We start from the raw sequence: 13,298 nt of genomic DNA on the forward strand, positions 1-13,298 counted from the left end.
AACACGGAAGATAAGCTCGCCTGCGTATCGGCAAGTACTGGAGTGGGCGACCCTCTGGGAACGTCGATTCGCCGCCTCCACTCATACTCAATACAGTAGCCCCACAGAGCAACCGCGTTTGCGGTTGCTCTGTGGGGCTTTCTTCGTATATGTCAGTCAGGCTCTAACCGGGGCTGATCCGTACCGCTATGCTTAAACGAACGCAGTAACAAGAAGAAAATGCGCCAAGGTGGCAGAGTCCGGCCGAACGCAGCGGCCTGCAGAGCCGCCCACCGCCGGTTCAAATCCGGCCCTTGGCTTTTCCACGTTTTCCGGAGCCGACATACATGTATCTCTTGAGTGAATCTACTGTCAGTCAAGGTGGTAGGACTGTTCGTTGAGTATATCGTGCAGTCAGACGACGACTGTAGTTGATCAGTTCTGTTATCGGTGCTTGCGTTGCGAACTTTGGTGTACGTCTCGAGTGCTTCAGGATCCCGAAGTCAGTTGTAAGGGCGTCTTCTCTCGAACAGCAGGACACATCTGACGTCCTGCTGGGAGACGCCATAGACACTGTACTGTTTGAAGATTATCTGAACTACGGCTAGTCTCGAGATACATTTCCAATATGAGATTTCACTCTTGTAACGTGCAGAGAGAATATTACGGTGAGATGTGGGTCTGTGAACTACACTGAGACTTCCTGCTCGTTCGCTTTGCTCACTGTGCGGGCTGTGACTCGTCGCCTTGAAATCGCTCTAGTCGCGGTGCTCCTGATGACGTTGTTCGTCGCAAAAGCGGGCCGGGCGCGATTTGAACACGCGACCGTCTGGTTAAAAGCCAGACGCTCTGCCAGACTGAGCTACCGGCCCTGTGGTTCTCTCTTTTGGGGTGTCCCGGTTAAACGTTTCTTTCTCGATCGGCGTGGAGGCCGTTATTCGAAGTAGTGTTCGAGTGCGTCTGTGACGAGCTGACCCGGTTCGACGTCTTCGATAGATGCCCGTCGCCGGAGATCGCGGTACGTCGTCGGCGAGAGCGTAAGTTCGAGTTCACCGAGGACGACATCGTGTTTGACGAGTGCCCGATCGATCGGAACGCCATCGTTGACTTTGCTGGCGATACTGCGGACATCGCGGACGGTAAGGTCGCCATCGAGGGTTGCCCACGCGAGCAACAGTCGTGCTTCGCCACCGACGCGAGCAATGTGTTTGGCAGCAGTTGGTGCAATCTGACCGAGCGCCACCTGTTTGCGGACCGACCGCGGAAGGTCGTGGACGCGGGCCCACTTGCGAATGAACGAGACAGTCGTTTCGCCACCGGCGCGTTCAGCAGCGGCTTTGTACGAGCCTTCACCACGGACAAGAGCGGCACAGGCGGCTGCACCGCGGAGCATGTAGAGGTGATCGTCGGTGGTTTTCCCAGCGGCGAACCGGCGGACGGTTTCGGCGGCGGCAGCGAGACTGTCGGGGTCGTCGGGGTCGAATTGTACGGCTTCGCGGGCGCGGGTTCCGGTGACCGATTCGTCGCCCCGGATAACTGGTGCGCCGACGGGCGATTCACGATCCGTCGGAACCGATCGACCGTTCTCGGCGCGGCGGTTCGAACCCTCACCGGGTCGATTGTCGGTCATAAACCTGCATAGGTTGCTCGCATCAAAAAGCTCATTGTCTGGACGAGAGAGGTATTACTCCTCGCGCTTCTCGGCGAGATGCTCCCAGATTTCTGTACAGCCGGCCCCCTCTTCGATGTCGGTGAGATGTGTGTCATCGCGTTCCGTTGGTTTTTGTTCGGTTGGCTTTGGATTGCATTCGGCTGTGTCAGTCATCGACGGCGTTTCGAACCCTGCCAGTATAAGTATCGTTTCGGCTGCAAGAGATACCCGTGCTCTGTCTTATGGGTCGATTATGCCGCTATCTCCGACGAGTAGCGCGTTCGACGCCAGCGTGTCGAACCGGTTTCCTAACCGAGTCTATCCGATGCGAGAGCCGAGAGCAACCTCGGTCTTTCCGAAAGGGGCCGAAACCGACATTTATGACTGACTGCTCGCTCGAGCCGCGTAGACAGCCCGAAACACGGATCTGCCGACGTTGTGGTGCTGTTCGCGACAGCTACTGCGTGCTGTTTCGGTTATCGCGGTGTGTCCACTGCTTGGCTGCTGGTGGGGCGTGACGATGAACGTCGTCGTTCGTGACGCTGGAGGCCTCATGTCGTACAGGAGTCTCGGGGGTACAGGAGTTCGCTACCGGCCTGGATGTGGCAATATAGGCCGGTAGGTGAGGCACTCCTCGCGACGAATTGTGTGTCCGTATACCACGACAAATGGCCTTGCAAGGCGGTGCTGGAGATAGTTGAGTCCGGATTCGAACCGGATACTGCCAGATCAGTTCCGACGCGGCGACGCTGTGGGCTGGCGCGCGGTCGTTCGACACTGGTAACTGAGGTCTGTTCGGTCAACTCATATCGAATACGCCGCAACCGCGGACCGTGGATGTCCCTGCCGCGACGCGCACGGCTTTTACTGTTCGGTGTGGTAGCCTCGTGTGTGACGACTTCCGCACCCGAGGACGGCGAGGCGGTGTCGATCAGGCCCGCAGAGCGTGCTGATCTCCTTGCGGTTGTTCGCATCGAGAACGCGTCCTTTTCGCAGGCCTGGCCGTACGACGCCTTCGAGCGATTCCTCGGTGAACCCGGCTTTCTTGTTGCCGAAATCGACGGACGGATCGCCGGATACGTCGTTGCTGACGTTACACAGCAGATCGGCCGCGCGCTCGGGCATATCAAAGACGTCGCCGTCCATCCTGACTACCGTCGGGCGGGCGTCGCCTCCACGTTGCTCTCCCAATCGCTCGGCGTGCTCGCGGCCCACGGTGCTGACACGGTCAAACTCGAGGTACGGCAGTCGAACGATGGGGCGAAACGGCTGTACCGGGAGTTCGGCTTCGAGCCGCTTCGGCGAGTGCCCAGCTACTATGCCGACGGTGAGGATGCGATCGTGATGATTCGGAAACTGGGATAGCGGGTTGCGGGACGTTTTAGCGTCCGGAGTCGTACGATCGGGTATGGGATACGCCTGTCCGGTCTGTGATGCCGAGGAGGCAGATGCAGTACACCTTGCGAACCACCTCGCGATCACCGCATCGCTCGGTCGCGATGACCACCGCGAGTGGCTCGCCGAGTACGCCCCCGACTGGAGTGACTGTACGCCGGGCGAACTCGGCGAGCGCATTAGCCCGCACGCGAAGGAAATCGACACACCAGAGTTCGAGGCGACTGGCCACGATCATGGCCATGGTCACGACCCCGGACGCCCTGACTCGCTCGAGGAGGGAATCGCACGCCAGAGCCGCCAGCCAGGCCGTGGGTCGATGACCGCCGAGACCCAGCGCGTCCTCGAGGAGGCCGCTGAGCTGACTCGCGAGATGACGGACCACGAAGGCGACGGCGACGAGAACGAAAACGCGTAACTACCACTCTTCCGACTGGACTGATATGCACACTGAGGGGACGTTTGCCTTCGAGTCGGTCGAGGACGCGCGAGCGACGTACGACGCCGTCGGTCCCGCAGCCCAGACGGTCGTCCGTGAGGTCGCGAAGGCGATGGCGTTCGACCGCGAGGAGTACGACGAACGCGTCACCGGCGACGTCGTCGAAACCGCCCGTGACGCGCTTTTCGCGAGCTTACTCGAGGTCCATATCGGGAGCCGTTCGGAGTTCGAGGACTGGTGCGAAACGTACAACGGCGAGGTGACAAGGGTCGGTCACGAGGCCGTCGACCACGTCGTCTGGCACGTGGGGCCGGATGATGAAGCCGTCGCAGCGACGTTCCAGAACGAGAAAGCGGCGGCAGTCGCGACGCTTCGGCGGCAGGCGTTCGGGCGCTTGTATCGAGATCTCGTCTAGATCGCCTTCGGGACAGGGATCGGATCGGCCGCAAGCCAATGACCAGCATCTATTATCTGCTCGAGGACCCACGCTTTGACGATGACTGTACCCGACGACTGGGACTTGCTCGAGGAGCGAACCGAGTACGAGACAGGCTGGTACGACGGCGGCTACGATCGCTTCGAACAGCCCGATGGCAACGAGAAACGGTACTACTGGGCAGACCTGCCGCCTGCAGTGGTCGTTGTCGCGCGGATCGATGGTGGTGTCCTCGCGGACACGGGCGACGGTGGTGATGGGCGTGACACCGGCGATCGCATCCTGTTCGTCGAACAGTACCGTCCGACGATCCGCGAAACACATCTCGAGCTCCCGGCGGGAATCGTCGAGGACGGCGAGTCCTACACGGCAGCGGCAACTCGTGAACTCGAGGAAGAGACTGGCTTTCGGCCCACGAGTACCGCGCTCCTTCAGGAGTACGCGGTCGCGACCGGTGTCTTGCGCCACGATCGTGCGATCGTCTATGCCGAGGGGCTCGAGCCGGGCGAGCGGGAGCTCGACAATAATGAGTTTCTCGAGGTGACGACCGTACCGATTGACGAGGCACTCGAGCGTGCCCGCGAGCAGCCAGCGAACGATGCGACGTTGGAGGGGTTGTTGCTCGCGAAAGAAGACGGTCTGCTGTAGGCGCTGTCGGTTTTCTCGCTTGTCGTTCGATTACCAGTCCGGTCGACTGCTGAAACCTTTACTGACTTAGGTCCGCACGTCTAACACGCTGATAATGGACGGCGAAATTTCCACTGACGAGGTCCACGACCTGCTCGAGGACGATGCCGACGTTCGTATCGTCGACATTCGCGACGAGCAAGCGTTCGAGTACAGTCACATTCCCGGCAGCGAGAACATCCCGTTTTACGAACTCACGAGCCGGGTCGACGAACTCGAGGACGCAGACCACATCGTCACTGTCTGCCCGCATGGCAAATCGAGCGTGCAGGCTGCACAACTCATCGGCTCTTACGAGGGGGCTGCCGACGCGCGCGTCGAGAGTATGGCTGGTGGCCTCGATAAGTACGGTATGAAGTTCGGCCTCGTCCGCGAGGACGGAGACGATGCGGAGTCGGCAACGCGTGAGTCGCCGTTCTAATCGTCTATCTGCCAGGATATCGCACCGAACGCCGGTGACACAGCTATTCGAGAGCGTCGTAAAAAACGAGAGGAGAACTGCGACGCGGTCGTGGGCTCGGAAGTCGTCTCAGAGCATCGCGGGCATTAGGCGACGTTGAAGCCGCGGTCCCGAAGGAACTCCTCGATGCGGCCGGTGTGGTTCCCCTGTAGTTCGATCTGGTCGTCCTCGACGGTGCCGCCACAGGCGAACTTCGATTTGAGATCCGACGAGAGACTGTCCAGATCGACGTCCTTCGGATCGAATCCTTCGACGATCGTTACCTCTTTCCCGTATCTGCGCTCGTCAATGCGGATGTTGAGTTGCTGTTGGCCCTTGGCTACGTCCTCGCAGACGCAGAGTTCCTCGGGCAGCCCGCACGTCGAGCAGACTTCCGACATTACGTTCGTTGCTATGAAACGGGCATATTAAACACTATCGGGACCCGCATGCGCTCGCGTGGTTCTTTTTGAGTCCACTGGGGCTCTCACAGTCACTGACTGCGGAGGTGTTGGCTGTCAGCCGTCGCAGTGCACCGACCGACCACCGGGAGCCGGTCGCGAGCGAGTTCGTCGACGATCGCGATCGCTTCGTCGGCTTCCGCCCGACTGACGCCGGTTCCGTAGATCGCTCGTTCGTAGTAGTCGACGACGCGTTCGGCCCGCGCGTCGATCGGCGTCTTGTCGGGCGTCGAGTCGGCCGCGTTGGCTGCCGTCGACAGTGCGTGCAGGTATGCACGAGCCGACTCCGACCGACGCCGCGGACGGTACTGCCGGGCCAGCAGGCGCTCGAGGCGGGCGAATGCGCGTTCGACGTCTCGATCGGGATCACGTCGCCGACCGTGCCAGTAGAGACCAAGTTTGCGCCGGAGACGCGTCGCCGCGTCGGTTCGGCGCGCGCCCGCGGCGAGGCCGACGAGCGCCACGAGTCCGAGCGCTGCCGTTTCGCGCGTGATCGTGACGAGCGAGCCATCGGTTATCGAGTCGCCGCCGCTCGTATCGGTCGCTGGATTAGACGGCGTCTCGTTCGTCTCGTTGCCCTGCGTCACCGGTGTCGATTCGTTCGGGTCGTCCGGATCGGTGGTTTCGTTGGGGTCGGGCTCCGGTTGTTCGCCGGGCTCGGTACCAGTGGGGGCAGACGCCTCGTCGGAAACCGGCACGTCGTCGCTTTCTGCCGTGTCTACGTTCTCGCTGCCGTCATTGCGGGCTTGCTCGAGCCGGCCGGTGTGGACCGCATCGCGGCTCTCGCCGGGTGTCGGATCGAACCTGACCCAGCCGTGCTCGGGGAAGTAGACCTCGACCCAGGCGTGGGCATCGAGCCCGCGGACGACGTAGGTCTCGTCGTCGATCTGTTGGCCGCTCGTGTAGCCGGTGACATAGCGGGCCGGGACCCCTTCTGCGCGGAGCATCTGGGTCATCGCCGTCGCGAAGTAGACGCAGTAGCCTGCCTCCATCTCCGTCGTGAACGCCTCGGCGACGTTGCCGTCGGGTTTGGTGACAGACAGCGAGTAGTCCTTCGAGGACTCGAGGTGGCGTTCGATCGCAACCGCGGTTTCGTATGGATTCTGTGCGTTAGCCGTGATTTCGGCGGTCTGCGATCGGAACTCGCTCGAGGTGCTTTCGGGCAACTGGAGGTACCGATCGGTGACGCTGTCGGGATAGTCCGTTCCGGCAGTCCGAAGCGCTGCCGGGTCGGGATCGACGACGCTACTCATGACGGTGTAGCGTTCGCCTGCCGACAGCGGCGTGTCCGGTCGCGGCTGGCCGTGTCTCGAGACAGTTGTCCGTCGTGTCACGTCGCCGTCGAGGGTGATCGGCTGTGGCGCGACGGGCATGACGCCCAGTTTCGTCTCGGCGGTGATGGTCTGTTCGACCGTCTCGCCGCTGCCAGGCGGCGATGTAAGCGGTTCGTCGTATCGGCTGCTCCGACCGGTCCGGACCCACCCGTCGCCGGTGAACCGGTCGTAGACACCGGTCCGCCAGTACGATCGCTGGTCCGACTCGACAGTAAATCGGACCGCAGGCGAGAGGTCGACTGCCCCGGCGATTCCTGACTGCCGAGGAGCGGTGTCGAGCGTTGCCTCGAGCGTGCCGGGCTCGCCCTGAGCGAGGTGGGTCGGTGCCGCCGGCTGACCGGGGACGACTGTGACCGAAAGCGAGAGGACGACGGCGAGCGCGAACAGCGCTGCGAGCAGGTCTGCCTGCTGGATCGAGCCGCCGTGGCGCTCGAGTTCGCCGGCCGCGATGGCTCCGATGGCGGCGAGGGTACCGGTCACGGTGACGAGCATGCCTGCGTCGCCGGTCAGCACGAGAAATCCGAGCGCGGCTCCGCCTGGGACGACACCGAGTCCGTACCGGCCTCGCATGGCGAGATACCACGAGAGGAAGACCGGGGCAGGTGCAAACCCGAGCGTCCAGATACCCACTTGCACCATCTGAAGGAGCGGCAGCCCAGTCGCGAGCGCGACGGTATCCGAGACGATCGTGTCGGCTGCCGTAATGACGACGCTCGGGTCGACACCAGCCGACGTGAGATAGTAGCCGAAGCCGATCCCAGCGGCTGCCAGCGCAAGGGCCGCTGCGGTCCACGGTCGAATCAGTCGTGCAAGTACCGTCGCCCCGACGAGCATCGCCGCGACGAGTGCGATCAGCGACAGACTGCCGCCAACGACCTGCGTGATCCCATAGAGGACGCTCACGTACGACGCCGTCACGGCAAGCACACAGAGCAGTGCGATCGAGCGGGCAGCCCCAGCGCCGTCGACCTGGTCCGTCTCGAGCGAGATCGGTCGTTCGTCGGCTCGTCCGGACGCGTCCGTGCTCATATCGTCACTCCCTGGTGGTCGCCACTGGCGAGCTCATCGAAAGGCAGTTCACGGTCGTCGGCGACGATCGTCGTTCCGTCCGTGTCAGTTCGAACCACTACGTCGGCGGCCCGTCGTGTCCGCTCGTCGAGTTCGCCGGCATCGACGATGGCAAGCAGGCCGAGGAGCGTCCGATGGTGCTCCCGGCCTGCTTCCGGTGGCACGTTCCCGTCGGGAACGACGAGCCCGACCGAGAGCCCTTGCTCGAGGAGAACGGTCACGACAGTCGCGGCGGCTGCCGCCAACTCGTCGTCGCGGCCGGCGACACACTCGGCGGCGACGGTAACGGCAGTGGTGCCCTCGTTTTCGTCGTACTCCCTGACGAGCAGGTCGCCGTCGGGGCGTTTGGCTGCGCTCTTCCAGTGAACGTCGCGCAGCGGGTCCCCACGGTGGTATTCCCGGAGGTGGTCGAACGTCTCGTGCTCGCGGCGCTCGGTGATGCCGACCAGCGCCTGTAGCTCGTCGGCAACTCCCCGACCCACCTCGTGGACCTGCGGATAGACGAACACGGGTATGCGGTCCGTAAACGCGAAACGACGTTCGACGAGGCCGACGACGTCGCTGACGACGATCTCGAGCGGGCCGACTCGGTGGTGACCGCGGTGTGTGAGTTCGACGTCGTACGTAACCGTCTGCTCGCCCTCGAGCGTGATCGCTGCGACTGGTCTCGTGGCTGCCGAGAGGCCCTCACCGACGGCGTCGCTGACGGTCGCGGCGAGCGGACTGTCGGTCTCGATCGTGACCGCGACCGTCCGGTGTTCGCCGACGAATCCCTCGGCGACGGGCTGGCGGGTGACGCGTGGCCGTTCTGCACGACTGACCGTGACGAGGCCGGCAAGCAAGACGACGACCAGTGGGACGACCACCGCGTTCAGTGCTCGGGGACCGAACCGCCAGCTCAGTGCGACGGCCCCGCCCGCGGTTGCGACGACGGCCCAGCCTCGGCGTGTGAGTCTCATTCGATGGGGACACGCTCGAGCGCGTCGGCGACGATCGCGTCCCCGTCACGATCGCGGTCGGCCGTTTTGATCCGATGGCTCATGACGACGGGGGCCTCGGTCTGGACGTCGTCGGGGAGGACGTACTCCCGGCCGTCCGCAGCGGCACGCGCCTGCGCCGCGCGCAACAGCGAGATCGTCCCGCGAGGGCTGACGCCGATGTGGGCGTGCTCGCGAGTATCGGCCGCGAGTCGCGTCACGTACTCTCGAACCGGCTGTGCGACCTGCACTCTCGAGACGGTTTCACGGGCGGCAACGAGCGTCTCGCGGTCGGTCACTGGCTCGAGCGACTCGATGGGATGGTCGCCGACGGTCCGGCCGAGCAGGTCGGCTTCCTCGTCGGGCTCGGGGTAGCCCAGTCGGAGTTTCTTCATGAAGCGGTCGACCTCGGCGAAGGGCAGGTCGTAGGTCCGGTTCGGTTCGACGGCGTTCTGGGTCGCGATCACGGTAAACGGCGTCGGTAGCGTCCGCGTCTGGCCGTCGGTAGTGACTTGCTCTTCCTCCATGGCCTCGAGCAACGCGGCCTGGGTCTTCGGCGGCGCGCGGTTGATCTCGTCGCCCAGTACGATGTTGCCGAAGACGGGGCCGGGCTGGAACTCGAACTCGCGGGTTTGCTGGTTGAAGACGTTCACGCCGGTGACGTCGGTCGGGAGGAGATCGGGCGTAAACTGGATGCGGCTGAACGAACAGTCGACCGACGTGGCGACTGATCGCGCGAGCATGGTCTTGCCGACGCCGGGAACGTCATCGAGTAAGACGTGGCCACGGCCGAGGAGGGCGATGACGACGTGTTCGATAACGTCCTCGTGGCCGACGATGACGCGCGAGACGTTCGCTTCGATGTCGGCACAGAGCCGTTCGACCGCCGGAATCTCGAGGTGATCGCCAGCAGCCGTTGGCTCGGTACGTGCATCTCCTGTCGAATTCGTATCAGTCATATGCTGGTGGCTCTTGGCGGGGACTCGGCCAGTACGACGCCATCCAACACTTCGGAACATATGTTTTGTGATGCGCGAATGACACCTATGACAGAATACGTGGCCGCCGATAGCAGTCACTCGAGCCGTCAGCACCTCACGAACGCGCTCACGCGAGCGCCGCCGCTACGCATGTAGCAATCGGAAAACGATACCTCCTGTCGGACCAGCCTAGAGCCGCTCGACGTTGGTCGCGCGTGGCCCCTTCTCGGCCTCCTCGATGTCGAACTCCAGTTCCTGCCCCTCCTCTAAGTCAGGACCGCCGATGTCCTCCATGTGGAAGAACACGTCCTCGTCCGCGTCGTCAGTCTCGATGAATCCGTAGCCGCCAGTGTCGTTGAAGAATGCGACCGTACCTTTCGCCATTGCAAGTGAATACAACCACGACGAAAACATAAAACTTCGGGAGCGCACTCGCAAGCCCGCCTCGAGACGGGCGCTATTGCCGATCTTACCCGTCTCTTACCACGATTTGCAGTCCGGACAGACGAGGTCGCCGTCATCACGCCAGACGCGGTCGGTCGACTGCTTACACTGGGTACATATGTACTCGCCCCAGGCGTACGTCGATCGGCTGGCTCCCCCCGTCGAACCCGCCGTGTCGGTACTTGCGTCCGCCGACGACTCGTCGTCAGCGGTTGCGAAATCAGAGAGCGTCGCGTCGTCGGTCACGCGTCGTGATAGGACCGCCGCCGGTATAATCGCTCCGTCGGCGCGGGACCGGCACCGCCAAGTAGCATCGATAACAACCCCCGAATATGGTCACTATCACACCGATGAACATTATCGTGGACAACATTAGCGAAATGATCAGCCTCTTCAGTGACGTGGCGATGGGCGATGGCCTCGCGCCCCTGCTCGTCCTGGTCGGTGGGCTCCTCGTCGCGTTCTCGATGGCCGTCTTCGGGCTGCTGACGCTCGGTGCCGTCGGCAACCTCTTTACCGCGAGCTAAGGAGATTCCGCAGGTTCGTTTTTTACTGCGTCGCGCGTGTGAGCGCCTCGCTCGCGCGTTCGACTGCATCCTCGAGATCCGGCCCCAGCGGCGAGCCCACGACGATCCCGTCGACGTGCTCGAGCGCCGCTGCGAATCGGTCGGCGACCGTTTCTGTCGTGCCCGCGATACAGAAGGCGTCGATCATCGCCGGGGTGACGTGGCCAAAGGCTTCGGTCAACTCCCCTCGCTCGAGCGCGTCGCTCACCGCCGTGGCGGCCTCGCGGTCGATGTCGTGACGCTCGAGGACCGGCTCTGCCGCTCCGCCGACGATGAACGCGACTGGCGGGCGGGCGGCTTCGCGGGCTTTCTCCTCGCTGCCGGCGACGCTGACGCTCGCGAACGCGAGTGCCTCGAAGTCGCCGTACTCCTCGGGCCGGTCAGCGAGTCCCTGCTCGAGTTGGCCGGCTGCCCACTCGAGGTCCTTGGGATGGGAGGCGTTGACCAGCGCGCCGTCGGCGTGTTTCGCGCTCATCCGGAGCATGTGCGGTCCTTGTGCGCCGACGTAGGTCGGAATTCGGCCCGATGGGGGCTCGAGATTCAACGAGGCGTCGGTCGCGCTGAAGGTTCCGTCGTGGGTGACCGTCTCGCCAGCCCAGAGGTCACGTGCGAGATCGAACGTCTCGAGGACGCGCCGCAGCGGCCGGTCGCGGTCGATCCCTAGATTCGCCAGCGAGGAGCGGTCGCCGGCCCCGACGCCGAAGACCGCGCGGCCGTCGCTGACTTCGTCGATCGTCGCCACCTGGGCTGCGAGTTTCACGGGGTGGGTCTCGTAGGGATTGACTACACCCGGTCCGAGTCGAATCTCCTCGGTGGCGTTGGCCATCCGCGAGCACACCACGAACGGATCGCGGTTGAAATAGTGGCTGCTCGCGAACGCGATGTCGAACCCCTCGTCCTCGGCCAGCGCCGCGAGGTCGGCGATTCGGTCCGGTGGGTGTTCGGGCGTGAGCTCGATAGCCCACGTCGGGTCGTCGTTTGCGGTCGGTACGTCGTCACTCGAGTCAGTGGTGTCTGTCATGTGTCGTCAAAGCTCCATTCTCGCAGCGCCTGGCGGACGAAGTCGTCCTCGACGGCGCGAAACAGTTCGTTGCTGCCCGCGTGATCGCCAAACTCCCAGTCGCGGACGACCACGGCGGGCGTCCCGCCGGCTCCCTCACCGGTGACGAGGTTTGCGGCGGCCGCGAGCTCGTCGACCACGGACTGGACGGTGACGCCGAGTTCGTGGCCGTCCCGATCGTGCTCGCCGCGCCAGTCGCGGCTCGCGGGCATACCGGCCCAGCCGATCGCGACACCGCGCTGGCCGTGGCGAAACGACCGCCCGCAGGTGTCCGTGACGATCACCGCGACGTCCTCGATACCCTGCTGTGCGAGGCCCGCGCGGATCCGTTTGGCGCTCTCGCTCGGTCGCTTCGGCAGCAACAGCAGGTCGTGGTCGGGAACGTTCGAGCGGTCGACCCCCGCGTTCGGCGCGATGTGCCCGAAGCGGGTCTCGGCCAGCAGGAACGGACAGTCGATCAGCAGCTCCGTGCTCTCCTCTAAGACCGCCTGTGCGAACCGCGGATCTTTCTCCTCGCCTGCCACGGCCTCGATTCGGTCGGCGATTTCCTGGGCGCGGCCGCTGACGGGGTAGTCCGCGAGATCAGCCGTCCGGCCCTCGGCCTTCGAGACGATCGTGCTCGCGACGGTGAGCACGTCGCCGGGCTCGAGGGCGGCCCGCTCCGCGACGAGCGCGGCGATGTCGTCGCCGGGGCGGATCTCGGGCAGGTCCGCCACGCCGTTGAGCTTCATACCGAAGCGTAGGGCAGCGCCGTCAAAAGCGCACCGTCACCGGAGAATGGAGTCGCTGATTCCCGACTCGAACTCGAGCAGCTTGAACGAGTCAAATAGGAACGATCGGCCACGACCCGTTGATAAAAGGAAGGGACATTCATTTTGTACAGCGTCCGAACTGGTACCGAACCGTTATGATGGACGTTTCCCTCTTTCCTGTATGAGTCGCACACACGATTCCCCTGAGAGTGACCTTCTCGCTCACGTCCTCGTTCCGGTCGCAAACGAGACCGATGCCGAGCAGACAGCGCTGGCGCTTGAACCGTACGAGCCGGACGAGGTGACAGCGCTCCACGTCGTGGAAAAAGGAGACGGCGTCCCCGATAAAACACCCGTCGAGCAGTCCGAAGACCTTGCTGCAGAATCGTACGCCGCTGTCCGCAGAGTGTTTCCTGATGCGAACGACCACACTGCCTACGCTCGAGATGTCGTCGGCGCTATTTTCGAAGCTGCTGATGAGGTAGATGCGAGCGCTATCGCGTATCGCTCCCGTGGTGGAAACCGAATCATGCAGTTTCTCTCGGGTGACCGCTCGCTCAAGCTCGTTACCCAGGCCGATCGGCCTGTCATCGCACTGCCGCAGACGGATAGAGACGCGTAAACCGAGTG

General features: G+C 63.4%; 17 protein-coding genes, 2 tRNA genes and 1 rRNA gene. 9 read left to right on the forward strand and 11 right to left on the reverse strand.

Going from position 1 to position 13,298, the window contains the following annotated elements; all coding sequences use genetic code 11:
• Both rrf and C476_RS05010 read left to right on the forward strand, forming a co-directional pair.
• Positions 1-80: ribosomal RNA gene (gene rrf, locus C476_RS05005) — 5S ribosomal RNA — on the forward strand; the annotation flags it as partial.
• A gap of 143 nt (positions 81-223) precedes the next feature.
• Positions 224-299, forward strand: a tRNA-Cys gene (locus C476_RS05010).
• A gap of 478 nt (positions 300-777) precedes the next feature.
• On the opposite strand, the gene C476_RS05015 is transcribed toward C476_RS05010, so the two are convergent.
• From C476_RS05015 to C476_RS18885, 3 genes are all read right to left on the reverse strand, one after another.
• Positions 778-851: transfer RNA gene (locus C476_RS05015), tRNA-Lys, on the reverse strand.
• A gap of 62 nt (positions 852-913) precedes the next feature.
• Positions 914-1,609 carry a DUF7119 family protein gene (locus tag C476_RS05020; RefSeq protein ID WP_008010506.1) on the reverse strand — a complete coding sequence of 232 codons (696 nt, stop codon included), beginning with the start codon at positions 1,607-1,609 and terminating at the stop codon, positions 914-916.
• Between the two features lie 54 nt (positions 1,610-1,663).
• Positions 1,664-1,804 (reverse strand): hypothetical protein, encoded by a 141-nt coding sequence (locus tag C476_RS18885; protein WP_008010509.1) that lies wholly within the window; start codon positions 1,802-1,804, stop codon positions 1,664-1,666.
• Between the two features lie 717 nt (positions 1,805-2,521).
• Here C476_RS18885 and rimI point away from each other — a divergent pair.
• The 5 genes from rimI to C476_RS05045 all read left to right on the forward strand — a co-directional run bounded on the left by rimI (position 2,522) and on the right by C476_RS05045 (position 5,008).
• A complete protein-coding gene (rimI, locus tag C476_RS05025; protein ID WP_008010511.1) occupies positions 2,522-2,995 on the forward strand; it encodes a ribosomal protein S18-alanine N-acetyltransferase in 474 nt (157 codons plus the stop codon).
• 43 nt (positions 2,996-3,038) lie between these two features.
• Entirely contained in the window at positions 3,039-3,443 is a 405-nt protein-coding gene (locus C476_RS05030) for a DUF5810 domain-containing protein (protein ID WP_008010513.1), read from the forward strand.
• A gap of 25 nt (positions 3,444-3,468) precedes the next feature.
• A complete protein-coding gene (locus tag C476_RS05035; protein WP_008010514.1) occupies positions 3,469-3,879 on the forward strand; it encodes a DUF5809 family protein in 411 nt (136 codons plus the stop codon).
• A gap of 81 nt (positions 3,880-3,960) precedes the next feature.
• Positions 3,961-4,548 (forward strand): NUDIX hydrolase, encoded by a 588-nt coding sequence (locus C476_RS05040; protein WP_008010516.1) that lies wholly within the window; start codon positions 3,961-3,963, stop codon positions 4,546-4,548.
• Between the two features lie 94 nt (positions 4,549-4,642).
• On the forward strand, positions 4,643-5,008 hold the full coding sequence (locus C476_RS05045; protein WP_008010518.1) for a rhodanese-like domain-containing protein: 366 nt from the start codon (positions 4,643-4,645) through the stop codon (positions 5,006-5,008).
• Between the two features lie 125 nt (positions 5,009-5,133).
• Here the strand turns inward: C476_RS05045 and yciH are convergent, their stop codons facing one another.
• From yciH to C476_RS05075, 6 genes are all read right to left on the reverse strand, one after another.
• Positions 5,134-5,427, reverse strand: coding sequence for a stress response translation initiation inhibitor YciH (gene yciH, locus C476_RS05050; protein ID WP_006180453.1), 294 nt, complete (start codon positions 5,425-5,427; stop codon positions 5,134-5,136).
• Positions 5,428-5,519: 92 nt separating this feature from the next.
• Positions 5,520-7,850 (reverse strand): transglutaminase TgpA family protein, encoded by a 2,331-nt coding sequence (locus C476_RS05055; RefSeq protein ID WP_008010528.1) that lies wholly within the window; start codon positions 7,848-7,850, stop codon positions 5,520-5,522.
• The gene (locus C476_RS05060; protein WP_008010529.1) at positions 7,847-8,848 is read right to left on the reverse strand and encodes a DUF58 domain-containing protein; all 1,002 of its coding nucleotides are present in this window, start codon (positions 8,846-8,848) and stop codon (positions 7,847-7,849) included. Before C476_RS05060 ends, C476_RS05055 begins: the two co-directional genes overlap by 4 nt.
• Positions 8,845-9,825 carry an AAA family ATPase gene (locus tag C476_RS05065; RefSeq protein WP_008010531.1) on the reverse strand — a complete coding sequence of 327 codons (981 nt, stop codon included), beginning with the start codon at positions 9,823-9,825 and terminating at the stop codon, positions 8,845-8,847. Before C476_RS05065 ends, C476_RS05060 begins: the two co-directional genes overlap by 4 nt.
• A gap of 210 nt (positions 9,826-10,035) precedes the next feature.
• Positions 10,036-10,230, reverse strand: coding sequence for a cold-shock protein (locus C476_RS05070; protein ID WP_008010533.1), 195 nt, complete (start codon positions 10,228-10,230; stop codon positions 10,036-10,038).
• Positions 10,231-10,326: 96 nt separating this feature from the next.
• A complete protein-coding gene (locus C476_RS05075; protein WP_008010535.1) occupies positions 10,327-10,536 on the reverse strand; it encodes a DUF7573 domain-containing protein in 210 nt (69 codons plus the stop codon).
• An 86-nt stretch (positions 10,537-10,622) separates the two neighbouring features.
• On the opposite strand from C476_RS05075, the gene C476_RS05080 reads away from it, so the two are divergent.
• On the forward strand, positions 10,623-10,817 hold the full coding sequence (locus tag C476_RS05080) for a hypothetical protein (RefSeq protein WP_008010537.1): 195 nt from the start codon (positions 10,623-10,625) through the stop codon (positions 10,815-10,817).
• A gap of 22 nt (positions 10,818-10,839) precedes the next feature.
• Here C476_RS05080 and C476_RS05085 read toward each other — a convergent pair whose 3' ends face one another.
• The gene (locus C476_RS05085) at positions 10,840-11,877 is read right to left on the reverse strand and encodes a 5,10-methylenetetrahydromethanopterin reductase (protein ID WP_008010539.1); all 1,038 of its coding nucleotides are present in this window, start codon (positions 11,875-11,877) and stop codon (positions 10,840-10,842) included.
• A complete protein-coding gene (locus C476_RS05090) occupies positions 11,874-12,647 on the reverse strand; it encodes a coenzyme F420-0:L-glutamate ligase (protein ID WP_008010540.1) in 774 nt (257 codons plus the stop codon). The genes C476_RS05085 and C476_RS05090 overlap by 4 nt, the downstream gene beginning before the upstream one ends.
• Positions 12,648-12,849: 202 nt before the next feature.
• On the opposite strand from C476_RS05090, the gene C476_RS05095 reads away from it, so the two are divergent.
• Positions 12,850-13,290: a universal stress protein gene (locus C476_RS05095; protein WP_008010543.1), complete on the forward strand. Its 441-nt coding sequence runs from the start codon at positions 12,850-12,852 to the stop codon at positions 13,288-13,290.
• The last annotated feature ends 8 nt before the right edge of the window (positions 13,291-13,298 follow it).

The sequence above is a fragment of the Natrinema limicola JCM 13563 genome, assembly GCF_000337475.1.
Taxonomy (GTDB): Archaea; Halobacteriota; Halobacteria; order Halobacteriales; family Natrialbaceae; genus Natrinema; species Natrinema limicola.